Here is an 18,627-nt window from a genome sequence, read left to right as displayed (position 1 = left end):
TCCCATCCTTCCCGTGAGTCATTACAATTCATATGTACCTATTCTCGCATTCCAGCCTAAACTTGTCCACTATACCGTTAGTCATATCTCATGCTTTAACATGTTCATTCGACAAAAAAAGACTGTAGTCTATCAGCATAATTTATACTGATTGTACCACAGTCCCTGTTATTTATTTGGGGTTATATCTCTATTTTTTTGATATTACTTTTCCTACTTCTTCCAAAATGGCATCCATGGAAGCTGGGTCGTGTACATCATATTCATCAATGTTCAGACGCAGTACAGGACAGGCATCAAATTCGTTGATCCAATTGGAATATCTGCGATGCATTTGCTCCCAATAAGAACGCTCGGTCTGGATCTCCATCTCGCGACCGCGCTCCTCAATCCGACTCAGTATGGAGGGCAAGCTGCCTTCCAAATAGATCAACACATCAGGGTGCGGGAAAAACGGTGTCATCACCATCGCCTCAAACAGGCTAGTATACGTTTCATAATCGGTAGGGTTCATCGTTCCCTGATCGGCATGCATTTTCGCAAAAATGCCTGTGTCCTCATAAATAGAACGATCCTGCACAAAACCTCCACCAGACAAGAAAATATTCTTTTGTTCCTTGAAGCGTTCCGCGAGAAAATAAATTTGCAAATGAAAGCTCCATCTTTCGAAATCGTGATAAAATTTCTCCAGATAGGGATTATGATCGACCTGCTCCAAAGAGGTTTTAAAACCAAGGCGTCCGGCCAAAGCACCAGTCAGCGTGGATTTACCTACACCCACTGTACCCGCTACCGTAATCAGGGCATTCGCAGGAATGTTGTAATTATTCACTATATAAGCTCCTTTACATCGGAAACAATTTGTTTAAATTGTGCCTGGTTTTCTACAAAATCAATTTCATTCCCGTTCACGGTCAATATACGAGGGGAAGGGGACTGTTCAGCGAGAAACTGAATGCCTTTATCATAATCTATTATTAATTGCTCCAGATAGGCGGGGTCCATCTCCTGTTCAAAAGAGCGTGCACGCTTGCGAATTCTCCCCAGCAAGGTATCCAAATCTGCTTTAATATAAATGATAATGTCTGGCTTAGGCATATCATCCGTGAGCAGATGATAGATTTGACGATATTTTTCGAGCTTCACACCCTTAAGCGTACGTTCAGCAAAAATCAAATTCTTGTAGATATGATAATCAGAAATAACGGGCTGAGCTTTCTCGATATATTGCAGACCAGTATCCTCCAGCTGCTTATACCGATTGCAGAGAAAGAACATTTCCAGCTGAAAACTCCACTCATCTATATTTTGATAAAATTTATCGAGAAATGGGTTCTCCTCGACAATCTCTTTGATTATCGGCAAATGTAGCTCGGTTGAAAGCATCGAAGCCAACGTCGTTTTACCTGCTCCGATTGGCCCTTCAACGGCTATAAATGGGGCTTGTTTCATGCAGTTCTGCTCCTCCTTGTACTCCAGTCCATCCTGTGGACAACTATCCTATTGTATCACAAGGTAGTACGCTAAAGGCATACCAAATCTATGGATAAAACAAAAAAAAACAGAGCGCTACATTTTGCTTCATAGCGTCCCTGTTTCTCACTTAAACCAACCTTTTTCATTAAAACGTGTAATCGCCTCGATCCGGTTACTGACACCCAGCTTATCGAGAATGACTGAAATATAATTGCGCACCGTCCCTGTCGTTAAATACAGTTCACCAGCAATCTCTTTTGTATTCTTTCCGTCAGCAATAAGCGCCAAAACGGTCTTTTCACGCTCTGTTAGCGGGTTGACTTCGGCATAAGCATCATCGACCAGTTCTGGAGCGTAAATACGTCGACCTGCCATAATACTTCGAATGGAGGAAGCCAGCTCTTCACTGGGACTGTCCTTGAGCAGATAACCGTGTGTCCCCGCCTTGATCGCTCGTTCAAAATACCCGGGGCGAGCAAACGTAGTTAAAATCAGTACCTTGCAGTTCAAGGCTTTGAGTTCCTCAGCCGCATCCAATCCGCTCTTAATCGGCATTTCGATGTCCATAATGCATATATCCGGCTGGTGCAGCTTCACCAGTTCTATAGCTTCTTCCCCGTTGCTTGCTTTTCCGACTACTTTCATGTCCTCTTCCAAGTCTAGCAGGGAGGCTAGAGCACCCAGCAGCATACGCTGGTCTTCTGCAATAACAATTCGAATCATGGCCCCACCTCCTCATTCGGCTTTTCAGGGATATTGGGCACTTTAATGACCAAGGTCGTTCCCTGATCTGAGCGCAGCTCCATACATCCGTTCACGAATTCGAGCCTTTCCTTCATTCCTTGCAGGCCATTTCCACGAAGGGTTCCATTTTCTCTCGTAGCACCGACTCCATTATCCTGAATCCGAAGAGTTAGTTCCTTACGAGACGGCTCAATAGTGATGGAGCAAGCGGTGGCTCCACTGTGCTTAACCACATTTGTCACTGCTTCCTTCATACACATACTAAGTACATTTTCATTCATTAATGATGTATGCTCCAGCTTCGGGTCGCCCTCCAAGGTCAATTCAATGTGAGCAGCCTTTAAGATCTGCCGAATACGTAACAGCTCATCCTCTAGTCGCATACCTCGCATTTGAGTAACCATTTCCCGCACCTCTTTTAACGCGCTTCTCGCCGTGAGACGAACATCGTTAATTTCAGCATGAGCACGCTCCGGGTACTGATCCATCAGTTTGCCCGCCAAATCGCTCTTCAGCCCGATGAGTGACAGCTTCTGACCTAAGGTATCGTGCAGGTCACGCGCAATTCTTTGCCGTTCCTCCAGCTTAATCAATTCCGATATTTTCTTATTGGCATCCTCTAATTGGACTTGGAGCCGATCGCTTTTGTTGCGATTAAAATTCGTAATCGGAAGGAGAATCACACCGATCAGATTGAGCAGGATAAAAGGAATCTGTTTAATAAAAACGGGATTCTGAGATACAAAACCGTAATTGATCAATCCAATCGTAATAACCATTAAAATGATATACAGCGTCGTAAATGCAGCCTTACTTTTAATATTACCGATCAGATAGGCGATAAATATGGAAAAATACATATAGCTAAACAGCAGTGTCATGGTAATCGATATGGCAATCTGTACACTGGTCCAAAAGTATATGAGCCAGCCTTTTGAGACAAAAGCCAGTACATAACATGCAAAGAATACCAAAATAATAGCAGTACCCAGAATAATATGACTTGTAGATGAAGAGCTAAAGTAGTAAAAGGGCAGGATATAAAAGACGACCCACACATAAGGACTAAGCCCTGTATTTCTTTGGAAAATCTGATACCACTTTTGCATTCTGCCACCCTCTTCTACTTCACATGACTTATATCCCTTATCTTATCATACCACTGTTTCGTCTGCTCGAAAGCACCAAAGGTAAAGCCTTTCCTGTGAACCGCAAATGAACACTTTGATTAGAAGCCGTCCATTTTGCGGGAACTGATCTCAAACTTAAGCCATTCGCTGTACACTCCACCCACTGCACCAGATCGTGCTTTGAAATGGGACTGGTCTATATTTCTGATCAGCTCGTTCATGAATTATACATACCTAACGTTATTAAATTTCTTTTCTATATCTTTAGCAAATTTTCCGCCCTCATCGGCTAAATGTTTTCTCATAAAGAATCCACCAAAACCATTTATCCATGCTGCAAAAGCCAGTAGCCGAGATGGAAAGTCCGCTCCAATCGTACAACTAAATTCGCAAGAGTTGTTATCAACAGGCGTGACCTTCATTTCCCATGGAACTCCAACGATGGCGGGTATCCATCGCCATATATATGCTTCTGTCTTGTCAGAGTAGAAACGCAAATGATCCTTTGTGTGCTCTTTTAATTGATAGTGCTGAACAATCATCTCATTCCCCATATTTTCCACATTAACCATATAGAATTCACCATCTTCAAAATAACTGCCCATTGCCTTGTGAGCTTTTGAAAATGATTCATATTCAGCTGGAGTCATCTCAGTTACCCATTTGTACAAATCCACATTTTTAGCTGCAATCTGCAATTTAAATTTCTTTGTCATTCTCATCTTCATTATCCTTCTTTCCTGTAATTTTTCTTGTGAGTTCATCGTGCCAATTCATAATCATTTGAAAATATTCTTTGCCAAACATCAACGTCGCGTGCTCATATACACCCATCTCATGAACGTGCTTCTCTTCTATTAAGGCAAGCTTGTTATATTCACAGGCGACAGTAGTTTGAAAGCTGGCAATCAAACGAACAACCTCAATGTCGTCAAGATATTTATAGAAGAAAAGCTTACTCAAATACTCATAATTAAAAGGGGAAAAAGTACATGGTGTTTTTAACCATTCTATAAATTCACTCTTCCCTTTTTCCGTAATACCATATGATTTTTTGAATCTGCCTTCCTCTACCACTTCTTCATACTTGATAAGCTCCCCCTTTTCCATTTTTTTCAGCATAGGATATATGCTTCCGAAGCTGGCATCAATAAAGTTGGAAGTGCTTATCGTCATCTTCTGCTTGATTTCATATCCTGTCATATCCTTTTCGCAGAGGAACCCAAGTATTACATAAATCAACATAAAATCTATTCCTTCTTTCCTGGCATAGTGAATTATCCTTCTGAAATCAAAGGGAACTTATCTCTGTTTACATGTAGCTAATTTATATATATATAATCGAGATATATCGTTTCGATATATAGAATGTAAAGGTTGAAAATCGATTTGTCAATAGCGATTGCTAAAACAAAGAATGAAAGTACTGCATTTTCAATATAAACAAAAAAATCTAAAAGGATGTTATCCCTTTAGATTTCTCAAAGTAAACTGCAATTTTTCAACATCTCTTCAGAAGAGTTTTGTACAAAGTTATTTTCTTTCTGTGCTTACAACAGGTGTAGGGATGGGTTTCGTAACTGCAACACGTTTGCTGAGGAGCGGCCTCACTTGTTTAAAGGTCAAAAAGGTTTTCGTATTTTCATCCCAAAGTCGGAACTTCAAAGATTGCAGACTGCTACTTACTGTGATTGTGGTCGCCTTTTGAAGTAACGGTGTCGCTTCATGTGCTTTTTCCAAATTATAATTTGGCACTTTTGGGCTCAAGTGATGAACGTGATGAAATCCGATATTGCCCGTAATCCATTGCAATACTTTAGGAAGCTTGTAATAAGAACTGCCTTCTACGGCCGCATTAATATAGCTCCACTCTTCATCGTGCTCAAAATACGAATCCTCAAATTGATGTTGTACATAGAACAGCCAGATTCCCAACATACCAGATACAAAAAAGATAGGTGCCTGTACCAGAAGGAAGGCATGCCATCCAATAGCCCATGACAACAGTGCGTACAAGGCAACGATGGATATATTCGTCACATAGGTGTTCATTTTTTCCTTGCGTTTGGCTGTCTTGATATTAAACCGATAGGAAATCAAAAAAGTATAGATCGGACCTAGTCCAAACATAACCCAAGGATTTCGATATATGCGATAGGCCAGCCGTGTCCATGTGGAAGCCTCTGTGTACTCTTCTACCGTAAGCACCCACATGTCACCTGTGCCTCTTTTATCCAGATTACTGCTGGTTGCATGGTGGATTGCGTGACTATTTTTCCATTGGTGATAAGGACAGAGCGTAATAACACCTGTAATCGTTCCCACAATGTCGTTCAGCTTGCGGCTTTTGAAGAAGGATTGATGACCACAATCATGAAAAATAATAAACGTCCGTACCACAAACCCCGATGCAACAATGGCAATTGGAAGTGTCAGCCAGTACGAAACCGACAGACTAAGATAAGCAGCATACCACAATAGGATCAGTGGACCCAAGGTATTGATGAGTTGCAGAACGCTGGATTTTGTGTTTATTTTCTCGTAGGGAGCCATATTTTTTTTCAATTGGGCTAATGGGAGTTGTGTCATACTCATTATGATCCTCCTTTAAAATGACGCCTATACCTTGATCCTGTTAGGCGTACATGTTGATCTAATCTCAGTATAAGGTAAAGCCTCTAGGCGATGTAGTCATAAACGTCAGCTCGGGTATATGACATTTGTCATATAGACAAGTAACACAACCCGTTTTCCAAATGTTCGCGGGTTTCTTTTCTGATGATTATTTGTTAAAATATAAGGTATAATAACGCTGTATGTGACTGGCGAAGTCAGTGGAATGAACCACGAGGGAGCATACAAAAAAAGCGTACCGTTCGCCTGGGAGAAGTATTTGCAGAGGATTCGTCTGTCTTGACGACCTTGTGCAAATACTTTTTTTCGTTTTAAGACCATGACACCCTGTTGATAAATCATGCGATAAATTCAGAGGAGGCACGGACTATGGCTATAATCATGAAATCCAAAGAAGCAGCTGAGCAAGTATATGCAACGATCCGTTCACAGGTAGAAAAAATGAAGCAGCAAGGAAACCGTCCCCATCTGGCGACCCTATTGGTAGAAGGCGATCCGGCATCTGCATACTATGCCCGGACCAAGCAAAAAATAGCGGAGAAGCTGGGCATCTCATTTCATCTCCATACTTTTGACCGTCATGTTAGCGAAGCCGAGCTACTGCACCTGATCGGCAGTCTGAACGATGCATCCCATGTACATGGCATTATGCTGGAACTGCCGCTTCCCCAACATCTTTCTGCCTCCGTTATTAAACAATCCATCGCCCCCTACAAGGATATTGATGGAATAACACCTGATAACAAGCTGGCTACCGTAACAGGTGACGCCGGACTATATCCCGCAACACCTCAAGCCTGTATCGAGCTGCTCAAGCATTACGGTCACACCTTGGCAGGCAAAAATGTCACGCTCGTGGGCATCGGGCAGACAGTGGGACTTCCCCTTTTCCACATGTTGCAAAGAGAAAATGCCACCGTTACCGCCTGTCATGCAGGTACGCGTGATATTGCAGAGCATCTGAGCCATGCAGACATTGCCTTCGTCGCAGTCGGATGCCCTGATGTGATTACGCAGGATATGGTCCATCCTGGTCTGATTCTCGTGGATGCAGGAATTAACGAGACGCTGGAAGGAAAAATCGTGGGTGACGCTGCTTCAAACGTGGGTGAAAAGGTACATGCCATTTCTCCGGTTCCCGGCGGTGTTGGCACCTTAACGACTGCGATTTTGTACAAAAATCTGCTCAAAGCGATACATCTGCAACACTACTCCAGAGAGGTGGTCTATTCATGAGTGAACTGTCGTGGAACAATTCCATCGGACATTTTCTGAAAGAGGCTGCAAGTGCAGCGCCTACCCCCGGCGGAGGAAGTGTATCCGCACTGGCTGCGGCACTAGGCGCGGCTATGACCTCCATGACCGCCAACCTTTCACAAGGAGAAAAATATGCGCACATCCATGAAAAAATCACGGACGTCATTAGCAGCATGGGAAGATTGTCTACGCATTGTGAGGAACTGATGGTCGCAGACATCCAATCCTTTGAACAGTACATGACCGCGTTGCGTTTGCCCAAGGAAACAGACGAAGAAAAGCGCTATCGTACCCATTCCCTACAGACAGCGGTGATCGCTGCCATTGAGGTACCCATGCGCCTGCTGGAAGTATGCCGGGACGGATTGTCGCAAGCCTATAACATTGTGGAAATGTCCAATAAAAATGTGATTTCAGATCTTGGCATCGGCGCGATCCTGTTCGAAGCAGCAGCTCAATCTGCCCTGCTTACCATCGACATTAACCTTGCTTCGCTGAAAGACTTGGATGTCAAATACTCCTATGAGACCAAGACAGCCGCACTCATCCGTGAAATCGGACAAATCAAAGAACAAACCTTGTTGATGGTACGCAGTCGAATAGCGAATTAGTCTGCTCATAACCGTGTTTAACCTGTTCTAAAACATTTCTTCAAAAAAATAACTGATTGGATACAAAAAGAAGATACTATCGAAATTACGACGAAATAGTAAATAAAAAACCAGTCCAAACATGATTCATGTTGGACTGGTTTTTATTGCTAGATACTGCGTGTATTATGCGACTTCCCATCTGTTTTGGACAATTCGTCACAACGCAGAATCTCACACCTATTGTTTAACTTTATTCTCTTTTTCTCTTTCGACCAGCATATCTACGATCATATCAATTTGCCCGGTAATAGCGATTGGATCATAGCGATAATACGTATCAAAATCGTTAAAGAACACTCTATTGTTCTTCACCGCAGGAAGATTCCCCCACACAGCGGACGATTTCAGTTGCTTGAGCGCGTCACCCTTTTTCTCCGGGTCATACGTAGTCAGGAACATATAATCTGCGTCATACTGTGGCAATACCTCCATCGAAAGCTGCACCGTTTGTTCCTTGGAGTTAGCTGTTTTCTTTGGCATATTCAGTTTAAGCGCATTGTACACGGCTTGTCCGCCCCGCCCCGCATTGTCGCCAAAGATCCAAAGTGCGTGCTTGTCCGTCAGCTCATACAGACCGAAAGTTGCCTTTTCGTCAATCACACCTTTAAGACGTACGCGACCTTCAGCGGCCTTTTTATCAAATGCAGCAATAAATTGCTCAGCCTTCTCCTTTTCCCCGGTGATATCTCCGAACAGCTTGACCGTATCATAGATATTAGTCGTCGTACCGTACGGAATGTACAGGGTAGGTGCGATTTTAGACAAAGCCTCATAATTCGTATCCTTCATAACCACGATCAGATCGGGTTTGAGTTCCAGCGTCTTTTCCAAATTGGTCGGATCACCCACCTCTTTGGTTCCTTTTTCCTTCAGCAAATCGGTCAGAAAAGGATTTTGAAACGCAGTCGGCTCCACACCCACCACGTTAGCACCCACGGACAGCAATTCTCCACCGTAAAAATCCGTTACAATGCGCTGTGGCTTCGCAGGAATTTGAATATCCCCTTTAACCGTTTTAAAGCTTCTAGTCTCTCCAGTAGAAGCCGACTCTTGCTTATCTCCTGAAGATGAAGCCGGATTACTTCCATTATTATTTCCGCCGCAAGCGCTGATGAATACAGACAATACAAGTAACATAGCTGTTATCATAAAATACGATTTTCTTTTCAACTGATTAGCCCCCTATATATTGTGAAGATGATCTTCCCGATACACATGATAATGATTATCAATATCGTAAGAAATATATCAAGCGTCGTCCTTACTGTCAACTGAAAAACGAACTTTGCATCATTTCACTTTAAAAATGAAAAGACCTGCCAAAATGATGGCCAGGTCTTCTTTGTGGAGCCGTCTCAAAACCTACACATTGGGGCTAGGTTGCTGAAGGCTGCTTTCTGGTGATCGCTGTTTTGTTTTATATTCTTCTCCCCAATCCTTCATCAGGTTAATAATCGGGATCAGCGTTTTTCCAAATTCAGTTAGAGAGTATTCGACCTTGGGAGGAACCTGTTGGTAGACTTCACGGTGAACGACTCCGTCCTCTTCCAGCTCGCGCAATTGGAGTGTCAGCATACGCTGGGTAATTCCCGGACAGATCCGCCGAAAATCACTAAATCGCTTAGTCCCATACATGAGATGATATAAAATAATCCCTTTCCATTTGCCCCCAATCACGTCCAGCGTGTACTCAACAGGACACGCCTGATCATTTCCAGCGGTACATTCCCCAAAGCCGCCTTTCCGATTGCGCATAGGCTTTTCTCCTCCTTGGTATCATTTTATATACTACAGCACATTAATGTGCGTACTTCAAAAACGATCATGTATATTCTAATATTAAGCATGTTACTTGGTAAGCGTCAATTTTAATCACATCCATAAGGAGTGGAATAACGATGGAAACCTTAACTACTACTAAAGATCAAATCTTATCTGCATACGAGTTCAGACATGCAACGAAGGAATTTGATAGCCATAAGAAAATTAGCGATTCTGACTTCGACTTTATTCTTGAAACAGGCCGTTTATCCCCGAGTTCGTTTGGCTTTGAACCCTGGAAATTTGTTGTCGTTCAGAGTAACGCTATGCGTGAGAAGCTGCTGCCTTACTCTTGGGGGGCCCAAAAACAACTGCCAACAGCCAGCCATTTTGTACTCATCCTCTCTAGACTTCCTGAAGATATGGTAGCCTCATCCGATTATATCAAGAGTATGATGGAGAACGTGCAGCAATTACCAGCTGAAGTGATTCAAGGCAGAGAGAAAGTGTATGATGCCTTTCTAAAGTCAGATTTTGGGCTGGAGGAAAATAAAAGAGCCTTGTTCGAGTGGGGCTGCCGACAAACCTACATCGCACTGGGCAACATGATGACTGCCGCAGCTCAAATCGGCATTGATTCCTGCCCTATCGAAGGTTTTAATAAACAGGAAATCGAACGCATCCTCTCCGAGGAAGGCATTATGGATGCCGAGCATTTCGGTATTTCTTGTATGGTGGCATTTGGATACCGTCTCAACGAACCGCGTGGCAAAACTCGGCGATCTGTAGATCAGGTTATTGAATGGGTGTAAAACCTTTTTTCTAAAACAAAGGGGCGTCCCATAACCATCTCCATGGCTGTTGGGACACCCCCTTTTCATAAAACCTCAAGTCTTAAAAATTCTGTCATTCCAAACCCTTACTTATAAGTTACTTCTTCCGCGAAATAGATTTCCTTTAAACGATCCTTTACGCGCTGAATTTCATCTGCTGTTAACGGAGCTGTAGGATGCAGCTTAAAGTTCCTTCCAGTGACATAGCTTACATCTGTGTTCTTACCCAGATTGTAGGCCATCTTCGGAATCGGATTTCGGGTATAGTCAGTAAAGTCAATAATGGACCATGCCGCATCTCCATCCTCCTTGGATAAAATAATCCGCTGTGAGGCGTTTTCAGTCCACAAGTAACGCAGATTGGCTGGTGAATTATTGGAGTCCATAACTGCCTTAAAACCTGAGCCTCTAAACATGAGTGAAAACTCCGTATGATCATTACTCAATCCAGCTATCGATTCATAAATCTGTTTCAGCCCGTCCACGCCCACAATCTCAACCTCACGGTCAACAGGGAAGTGCTTCACAAAGTTTTCCCATATTTGAGACATGTTATGGTTTTTGGCAAGCCAGTTGACATCCAAAATAATGGACATGTAGTTTACTGTATTCAAACGTTGATACGGGTTATCTAAATATTGCTGTGCTATATACAGTTGTGGTGCCGCATCCGTTTCCGTCACATATGGATCACCTGGATGGAGAGTCCAGCGTGAAGAATCTTTGGTATAGCGCGACCCGATGGGATCAATCGTAATCGAGTTCATAAATACGATACCGCTATTATTTGTAAGCCCCTGTGCCGGAACAATCGGATTATCCTTATGGGACCAGTAAGGCATCAAAGGTGAACCCTCACCATACATGTTGTTCACATTATACTGTGTAGCCGACCATCCCATCGCTGAGGTAATCTTAAAATGATCCTTAAGCCATTGGGCCTGCTCAGGATTCACCGTAAAGCCGGTCAATGATTTAGGCAGATACTTCCGATATTGGTCTGTATCCATACTTTCAAACACCGAAGGTGATCCCAACGAACCAGATTGGTGCAGCTCATTGAGGGCATTATAACGATACATATACAACCACTCGTTCATCTGTGCTTCCCATTCAGGAAGATCAAACAGATTATTCGGATACCCATCCAAAATCCCGACTTCATCGCCATACTGATCCACGTATTCCAAAACCTTTTTAAGCTGCGGACGATTTGATTCCACAAAAATAAATCTATTTTCCATGGCCCACGTCACTTTTAAGTTGGTACCAAAGTGATCCATCAGCAATTGACGCGACTGCTCAATTTGCTCTACCGTGGTCGTACTGCCCGCATCTTTTCCCTGTAGCATCATGGAGATAGCAAAATATTGCTTTTTGCGTGCTCCTGGTACTACAGTTAACTCGGCATCGGATATGAAGTGAATTCCCTGAGAGGGTGATTCAACCTCAATCTTGAATGGAATGACAGAGTTCAATGCAGGAATCAGATGCAGGTTGGCAATATGTCCATCCTCGTCAAATATCCCTCTGGAATCCTCTATACGAAGCTTCAAGTCTGACGGCAATAGACCGGACGGTATGACCTCTCCCTTTGCATTTTGAAATACATAGGGCATGCTCCAGGCTGTAGGGTCTAGAGTAGTGGCCTGTGAAATGGTGTACGTCGCCAAGTATACGGACCTGATTACACTCGGGTCCTCTACCGGAGGAGTCTTCCCTTTCACGATCAGCTTGGTCTGTGCTTTAAGTACCCGATAAGGTTTAGCAATGGTGACTTCCATCTCTACAGGAATATAACCATCAGCAGCAGGTATATTTTCGGAATGCGCAATTTTCCCATGTTCATCAAATACACCTAATGTATCACTAAATGTGTAGGTGACACTTGTGACGCTAACAGCGGGAATGCTTACCAAGTGCCCTTTATTGTAGAGATCAAAGGACAGCTGATACGAAGGATACGTTTCCGGTTGATTGACCAACTCGGGCGCCTTGATTACTACCTCATCCACCACGAAATCCGACGAATGATCCGGTGGTTCTGACGGAGTCACTGGCGGTATGATTGGTGGTATCACTGGCGGTGTCACTGGTGGTATCACCGGTGGTTTGGGACTAGGTTCTGGTCGTATAATTGGCGGTTCCGGCTTCGGCTCTGTTGGTGTTACCGGAGATACCGGTGGATCGGGTCTTGGACTATGGCTTTTAGGCTCTTCGATCTCCGGATTCGCACGCTGGTGACTGATTTCCGGCGCCAGGTCGACCACGATCTTCCTCGATTCCGTTGGACTGGCTGGCTGATTCGTCATTGCAGTTCCATTTCCTAATGACTCCAGCAAACGCTTAGCACGTTCTCTCAGACCGTCACCGCCTAGCCATATCCGATATGCTACCAGTGTAGCATCCTGCCGTCTCACAGACTCTTTGGGATGAAAATAATGATTCGTATCCCCCTCGATCAGCTCCAACCGTTCCATCAGCCATACGCTCGTTTGTGCATAGTCTGATATATCAGCTTGATCCACAAAACTGGATCTATCGGAAGCGCGGGTATCTTCAGAAACGCCGAAATACCTGGCATACCACACCGCCATATCCTGACGGGTCATATTATGCTTTGCACCGAATAACTGATCACTAACTCCTTTGGTAATGTTCTCTGCTTGCAAGGTCTGTACATAGGGTAGAGCCCACGGTGACACATCACTAAAAGAAGCAACGCTTTTGTTAACCGAAGTTCGTTTTAAGGTTTTAACGAAAATGCTCGCCCATTCCTGCCTCGAAATAAAATGCACAGGTCGAAAACTACCATCCTGATAACCCGTAACATACCCTTGAGCAGCCATGGCTTCAATTGCATCAGCTGCGTAGGAATGTTCGATATCGTTAAAGACCCTGTCTGCAAAAACAGGCACAGTATGTATACAGAACAACCAAACAGCCAGTAAAGCAGCGATGTACTGCCTAATTTGTTTTAACTTTTTTTCAGATTTCATATTATTTGGATCCTTGCACCTCCTTTACGATATAGCATCAGGTTACTTCCACCTGCACTTCTGTTTCAACTCTGAAAATTATCTCTTTTGTTTTCAAACGGATTTCATTTCAATTAACACCAAACTGTATATACTTGAATTATCGGAATAATATCCCTAGGATTGAATAAAGACAGCAAAAAAAGTAGTTATAGATTACGGTTCCATCCGTAAAATTGTCATTATTTTAAAGGCATATATCCCGATCTTTTAAAATGGTTTTCATTGGGAATTAAATTTCCAGCATTTTTTCATTACTAAATTTTCTAATGCGAGCATCACAATAAAAAAGATAACATCATGTATAAAGCACCATACACAATGTTATCTCTTCTTTTGTTTTTATTGGCTATCTCCATCAGCTGTTGATTCTTTGTTGCCAGCACTCTTAAAAACATAATAATAACCTTCTGAAATCCCATCTTGCGGATAAGCTGCAGGATCTTCGCTGGTTACTTGACCTACAAGCTCCTGATTCTTAAACGTGTGAGGACCTTCCTCTATTAGCGCCTCAGCAGACATCCCACTGATAAGTCTTACGGTACTGGACCAGAATGTAACTAAATATATATCGTTAGCATTAAATTGAAAGCGTCCTTCACTGGGTGTCCCCTCATAAAACAGCTCAGACAAAGAAGCCGCTTCTGACCCTCTCATAAAAATTTGAATATCACTAGTTCCATTCCATCTATGAGGAATTCCGCCTCTGGGATTGATATACTCTACAACCTCAGGCTCTTGATCGCGAAGAAAATCAGTAACTGTAAATTTGTACACATCATCCGTTATACTCTCGGTTACAACTCCAGTTGTTTTCCCTGTTTTATAGCCACTGAAATCTCCATACACATTTGGGGTTTGACTTAAAGCTGCAAAAAACCTTTCCTGATCCATATATTCGACTCTTCCAGGTACCGCAGTCAATCTATATGTCTTGACCTCAGTGCCCTTGTACTTATCCCAAGTATATTCTGTAGCTGCATAAGATACTCCACTGTTCCAGCTCACAGATGCCACCATGAGAATACCTATCATCAATAATAATGGCCATTTTTTCAACACCATACCCTCAACCTCTTTCTCAAAGTACACTCAAATCATTATTAGCATTATAGCTTTTCAACAGTTCTATTAACAGTTAAATATTAGAAAAAAGTGTGGATGATTTTTGTCACCTATGAGCTACAAAATTTCCTTGAACAACTGGCAGCCCCTGTCCACTTTACTTTATGATGGATGGGTAGCAGAACATAATAAAGGCATTATGGAGAGAGAATACTGGGGTCTATAACGGCTTTATTCCAAGCTAGGATTTTCGGAAATTTATACGTATTGGTATCAAGTTAAAACATGCATTGAATAAGCTATTTCCCTGTATTCTGCTGATCGGTTGCTGCTTTGAGACGTTTTTCCATTTCTGTAGACACCATAATGTTTAATAGCCCCATAAGATTATTGGTCTCATCCCTTGCTTTTTGATAGGCCGCAGCGAAGGCTTTTTCATTCGCGGCAGGGTTTTTAATGTCACTTAGTTTCTTCCACTCGGGCTTAACGCGTTGATCGTACATATCGTACAAGCTGATGTCTGTAGGTGTCTGGGCAACAGGCATCATAGACTCAAATTTCGAGGCAACCTTAAAAAATCCCAGCGTATTTTGGACCGATGGACTAGAATAATCATGCGTCCTCATCGCTTCTTCTAAAATATGAAGTCCCTCGCGTGACAAATAAAGCATTTTGACGAGTCCTCTTTCTGTATTAGAGGTTTCCTCCCACTTCTTGTAGGACTCACCTGGAGCAACTCCCTCTGTAAAAAAATTATAAGCTTCATGAATAAATTCATCTGTATTCAGGTGGATGGGTTCTTCTGTATATAAATTCACGACAGAATCACTGTAATTTGCAATGTTTACATGTTTCCCGGTTGGATCGGAAACCCGCCGAATCGGATGATCCGGTACTCGTACCAGTCCATAACGATCCGCAAAGGTAAGAAGCTGCTCCTGCGTCGTATTTAACCCTATTTGTCCTGCTGGCTGCTCGGGTTTCGTTGCTTCTTTAGCCACATCTGAGTACGTCTTCCCATTACTTTTTGCAGCTTGGTCTGTAGTATTGCTCACAATACCATCCACACCAGCCTGTTCCGCATTGTCCGCCTTGGTATTCTGTGTAGTCGTAGTCGTTGCTGCTCCAGTCGTAGATTCACCTTCAATTTGCTTTTTGGAGTCACCGCATGCGGTCAGCATAGCAGTTAAACTTATTACAGCAGTCAACAAAATAATATACGCTTTTGCCTTCATTCAGTATCTTCCTCATTTCCTTATGTATCATTCTTTATACCTTCGCGGTCTGATTGTAGCCTTCAATAATATGGAATTAATCTTATCAAAAATAAAAATGAGGGAATACTGGACCATACTCCTGATTATCTTCGATGATTCTATAGTAATTCGTTGTTTTCTGAACTAAAGTCGTGGCTCTCAACCTATATAATGGGCAAATTGCCCGTTGACTTTCGGAATACTTGATCCTCGGTACTACTCCTGCCTGTTCAAGTTACATTATAGTTGGTTCCTAGTTTTCTAAAGCAGATCGTGCTGTTTTAAATCAGTAGGTTGTGTAAATCGAATATTACAAACGAAAGCACCTGTAATTCATATAGAAATGGATGAATTACAGGTGCTTTTCTATTAGTTAGTAATGAGACTCCCTATTTTATTGTTTTTATGAATATTTTCCGTTCCGGCTTCCAATGCAGTTTTGTAATATGAGCATTTATGTTCAATAACTTCCATTGTTTTTTTAAGTTCTTCCATTTGTGCTTCTACAGTAGCTTTTCGTTCCATAAACATGTCATATCTTTGTTGTAGTGTGGAATCCCCACCAGAACACCAATCAATGAAATTTTTAATTTCTTTGATCGGCATCCCGGTGGATTTTAGACATTCAATTATTTTTAAAGCGTCGATATCGGATTCTTTAAATAATCTTGTTCCGCTAGATGTCCGTTCTACAAAAGGCATAAGTCCCTCCTTGTCGTAGTAACGCAAAGCGTATGCTGTAAGATTCAATTCTTTTGCGACTTCGCTGATAGAATATGTCTTCATCATGTATCTCCTATTCTTAATGACGTAGACTTCGAGTTAACTCTATGATATAAGGGGGATTCTATCAAGTTATTTGTAGAATGTCAAAGTCCCCTTATAGGAAAAGTAGAATCAGATGCTATCTAACGAAATATAATTAGCAAGAAAACAACATTACTGGATAGAGGCTTTATTAATAGATGTAATGAACCTGAACCTGTACGAGCAGAAATTCCCAAAAGGAATATAAACTTGCGCTTGACTTAGAGTTAACTATAAGGATTAACATTGATTTGCAAGAGAAAAAGTATAAATGGAAATGAATGAAGGGCAACTTCAACCGACTTCAGCTAGTTTTCAATTTATACCGATATAACTGCATTCTCTAGAAAAATACAAATAATAGGAGGCTATTTATGATAACTGCTAAAGCACGAGCTGTCGATGGCCCAGACAAACCGTTTCGATCGGCTGAAATTAAACGACGGGATCTTGATTCATACGATGTTCTGATTGAAATTAAATATGCCGGAATATGCCATTCTGACATCCACACTGCTCACGGTGAATGGGGACCAGTGAACTACCCTCTCGTACCTGGACATGAAATTGCAGGGATTGTCACGGAGGTAGGATCTAAGGTTACAAAGTACAGAGTTGGTGACCGGGTAGGGGTTGGCTGTATGGTCGATTCCTGTGGAGAATGTGAGAACTGTCGTAAAGGAGAGGAACAATACTGCCTTAAAGGAAATGTCCCTACCTATGCTGGTGTTGACAAATACGGCGAGCCTACACAAGGCGGATATTCTACCCACATTGTCGTAACTGAGGATTTTGTAGTGAAAATTCCAGATAACATTGAGCTAGACGTGGCTGCTCCATTACTTTGTGCAGGTATTACGACTTATTCACCGTTGAACCGCTGGGGTGCTGGTCCAGATAAGAAAGTGGCCGTTGTGGGAATGGGAGGCCTTGGCCATATGGCTATCAAGATTGCACATGCTATGGGTGCTGAGGTAACCGTTCTATCACAAACATTAAAGAAAAAGGATGATGGCTTGCAATTTGGTGCGGATCACTATTATGCTACAAGCGAACCAGAAACATTTGAAAAGCTTGCTGGGCACTTTGATTTGATTATTAACACGGTAAGTGCTGCCATCGATATGGATGCTTATTTTGCACTACTCAATCTAGATGGAACTTTGGTGAATGTCGGTGCCCCTGGGGAGCCGTTGTCACTAAATGTGATGTCCCTTATCGGACATCGCCGTTCATTTGCTGGTTCAATGATAGGAGGCATCCGTGAGACACAGGAAATGTTGGATTTTTGTGCAAAACACAATATTGTTCCTAAAATTGAAGTGATATCGGCCGACCAGATTGACGAAGCCTACAAACGAGTGTTGGCTTCTGATGTGAAGTATAGATTCGTGATTGACATTAGCACAATGTAAGCTATGTAAATCATAAGTTGTACAAGTGATTTTAATTTTGAAGGTGTCCCCAAAGTATTACTTGGGACACCTTCACTTTATTCTGTGTACCATCCTATTGTCCATTTCCTCTTTTTTGTATTTATTTGTAATTCAAAGATTCTACCCTTAGAATATAATACATTAGGAATAAATAGGAAGGGGGAACTTATCTATGTTTAAGAAAATGGATATTTACCGAATCCTCACTTTAATATTTGCTGTAGTTGTTATGATCTCGTCCTTACTATCCCTCGTATATCCAGATACCTACAAGGACTTATACAAAGTCTCGCAATTTTTTCTAGGGTTTATATTTTTATTTTCTGGAATTACAGAGTTTAAGGCTAACCGTAAGAGTATTGCAATTATCAACTTCTCAGTTTCCCTTCTCACTTTTTTTGTCTCTATATTTACACTTGTAGTGCGAACAGGATAACCACACGGTTCTATACCTCAGTAACAACCCTTCCATAGCTCCTCCCTCGTCATGTAAAAGAAAAGCCGAGCGAACTCAGGATCATCTGAATTGCGCTCGGC

19 protein-coding genes and 1 riboswitch are annotated in these 18,627 nt (G+C 42.3%); of the genes, 5 read left to right on the top strand and 14 right to left on the bottom strand.

What is annotated here, in order from left to right; genetic code table 11:
* Positions 1–190: 190 nt before the first annotated feature.
* From NLX82_RS22225 to desA, 8 genes are all read right to left on the bottom strand, one after another.
* Positions 191–832 (bottom strand): deoxynucleoside kinase, encoded by a 642-nt coding sequence (locus tag NLX82_RS22225; RefSeq protein WP_013308920.1) that lies wholly within the window; start codon positions 830–832, stop codon positions 191–193.
* Positions 832–1,452 carry a deoxynucleoside kinase gene (locus NLX82_RS22220; protein WP_023987130.1) on the bottom strand — a complete coding sequence of 207 codons (621 nt, stop codon included), beginning with the start codon at positions 1,450–1,452 and terminating at the stop codon, positions 832–834. The genes NLX82_RS22225 and NLX82_RS22220 overlap by 1 nt, the downstream gene beginning before the upstream one ends.
* A 147-nt stretch (positions 1,453–1,599) precedes the next feature.
* Complete coding sequence (locus tag NLX82_RS22215; protein ID WP_013308918.1) at positions 1,600–2,199, bottom strand: response regulator transcription factor; 600 nt, start codon at positions 2,197–2,199, stop codon at positions 1,600–1,602.
* On the bottom strand, positions 2,196–3,329 hold the full coding sequence (locus NLX82_RS22210) for a sensor histidine kinase (protein WP_023987129.1): 1,134 nt from the start codon (positions 3,327–3,329) through the stop codon (positions 2,196–2,198). The genes NLX82_RS22215 and NLX82_RS22210 overlap by 4 nt, the downstream gene beginning before the upstream one ends.
* Before the next feature lie 119 nt (positions 3,330–3,448).
* Complete coding sequence (locus NLX82_RS27645) at positions 3,449–3,571, bottom strand: hypothetical protein (RefSeq protein ID WP_256026584.1); 123 nt, start codon at positions 3,569–3,571, stop codon at positions 3,449–3,451.
* 3 nt (positions 3,572–3,574) lie between these two features.
* On the bottom strand, positions 3,575–4,072 hold the full coding sequence (locus NLX82_RS22205; protein WP_023987128.1) for a hypothetical protein: 498 nt from the start codon (positions 4,070–4,072) through the stop codon (positions 3,575–3,577).
* The gene (locus NLX82_RS22200; RefSeq protein WP_068938576.1) at positions 4,050–4,595 is read right to left on the bottom strand and encodes a PadR family transcriptional regulator; all 546 of its coding nucleotides are present in this window, start codon (positions 4,593–4,595) and stop codon (positions 4,050–4,052) included. Before NLX82_RS22200 ends, NLX82_RS22205 begins: the two co-directional genes overlap by 23 nt.
* Before the next feature lie 288 nt (positions 4,596–4,883).
* Positions 4,884–5,945: a Delta(5) desaturase DesA gene (gene desA, locus NLX82_RS22195; RefSeq protein WP_302055935.1), complete on the bottom strand. Its 1,062-nt coding sequence runs from the start codon at positions 5,943–5,945 to the stop codon at positions 4,884–4,886.
* 213 nt (positions 5,946–6,158) lie between these two features.
* A riboswitch (ZMP/ZTP riboswitch) is annotated at positions 6,159–6,243 on the top strand.
* A gap of 110 nt (positions 6,244–6,353) precedes the next feature.
* Here desA and NLX82_RS22190 point away from each other — a divergent pair.
* Together NLX82_RS22190 and NLX82_RS22185 are read left to right on the top strand one after the other, a co-directional pair.
* The gene (locus tag NLX82_RS22190; protein ID WP_254349080.1) at positions 6,354–7,220 is read left to right on the top strand and encodes a bifunctional 5,10-methylenetetrahydrofolate dehydrogenase/5,10-methenyltetrahydrofolate cyclohydrolase; all 867 of its coding nucleotides are present in this window, start codon (positions 6,354–6,356) and stop codon (positions 7,218–7,220) included.
* Positions 7,217–7,852, top strand: coding sequence for a cyclodeaminase/cyclohydrolase family protein (locus tag NLX82_RS22185; RefSeq protein WP_254349079.1), 636 nt, complete (start codon positions 7,217–7,219; stop codon positions 7,850–7,852). Before NLX82_RS22190 ends, NLX82_RS22185 begins: the two co-directional genes overlap by 4 nt.
* A 219-nt stretch (positions 7,853–8,071) precedes the next feature.
* Here the strand turns inward: NLX82_RS22185 and NLX82_RS22180 are convergent, their stop codons facing one another.
* The gene (locus tag NLX82_RS22180; RefSeq protein ID WP_254349078.1) at positions 8,072–9,064 is read right to left on the bottom strand and encodes an ABC transporter substrate-binding protein; all 993 of its coding nucleotides are present in this window, start codon (positions 9,062–9,064) and stop codon (positions 8,072–8,074) included.
* A 192-nt stretch (positions 9,065–9,256) separates the two neighbouring features.
* Positions 9,257–9,649: a winged helix-turn-helix transcriptional regulator gene (locus NLX82_RS22175; RefSeq protein ID WP_023987122.1), complete on the bottom strand. Its 393-nt coding sequence runs from the start codon at positions 9,647–9,649 to the stop codon at positions 9,257–9,259.
* 143 nt (positions 9,650–9,792) lie between these two features.
* On the opposite strand from NLX82_RS22175, the gene NLX82_RS22170 reads away from it, so the two are divergent.
* Positions 9,793–10,467, top strand: coding sequence for an NAD(P)H-dependent oxidoreductase (locus tag NLX82_RS22170; protein ID WP_023987121.1), 675 nt, complete (start codon positions 9,793–9,795; stop codon positions 10,465–10,467).
* Positions 10,468–10,574: 107 nt separating this feature from the next.
* Here the strand turns inward: NLX82_RS22170 and NLX82_RS22165 are convergent, their stop codons facing one another.
* The 4 genes from NLX82_RS22165 to NLX82_RS22150 form a co-directional block, all read right to left on the bottom strand.
* Positions 10,575–13,487 (bottom strand): S-layer homology domain-containing protein, encoded by a 2,913-nt coding sequence (locus NLX82_RS22165; RefSeq protein WP_254349077.1) that lies wholly within the window; start codon positions 13,485–13,487, stop codon positions 10,575–10,577.
* A 381-nt stretch (positions 13,488–13,868) separates the two neighbouring features.
* On the bottom strand, positions 13,869–14,591 hold the full coding sequence (locus NLX82_RS22160) for a hypothetical protein (protein WP_254349076.1): 723 nt from the start codon (positions 14,589–14,591) through the stop codon (positions 13,869–13,871).
* Positions 14,592–14,890: 299 nt separating this feature from the next.
* Positions 14,891–15,826: a hypothetical protein gene (locus NLX82_RS22155; RefSeq protein WP_254349075.1), complete on the bottom strand. Its 936-nt coding sequence runs from the start codon at positions 15,824–15,826 to the stop codon at positions 14,891–14,893.
* Positions 15,827–16,216: 390 nt separating this feature from the next.
* Positions 16,217–16,633: a MerR family transcriptional regulator gene (locus NLX82_RS22150; RefSeq protein ID WP_023987117.1), complete on the bottom strand. Its 417-nt coding sequence runs from the start codon at positions 16,631–16,633 to the stop codon at positions 16,217–16,219.
* Between the two features lie 395 nt (positions 16,634–17,028).
* Between NLX82_RS22150 and NLX82_RS22145 the strand changes: the two genes are divergently transcribed.
* Positions 17,029–18,069: an NAD(P)-dependent alcohol dehydrogenase gene (locus NLX82_RS22145; protein ID WP_023987116.1), complete on the top strand. Its 1,041-nt coding sequence runs from the start codon at positions 17,029–17,031 to the stop codon at positions 18,067–18,069.
* 193 nt (positions 18,070–18,262) lie between these two features.
* On the top strand, positions 18,263–18,526 hold the full coding sequence (locus NLX82_RS22140; protein WP_075153776.1) for a DUF3953 domain-containing protein: 264 nt from the start codon (positions 18,263–18,265) through the stop codon (positions 18,524–18,526).
* Positions 18,527–18,627 lie beyond the last annotated feature (101 nt).

The organism is Paenibacillus sp. A3M_27_13 (assembly GCF_024213315.1).
Classification (GTDB): Bacteria; Bacillota; Bacilli; order Paenibacillales; family Paenibacillaceae; genus Paenibacillus; species Paenibacillus polymyxa_B.
Note: the sequence above shows the minus strand (reverse complement) of the source record. Positions and strands in the feature narration are given on the sequence as shown.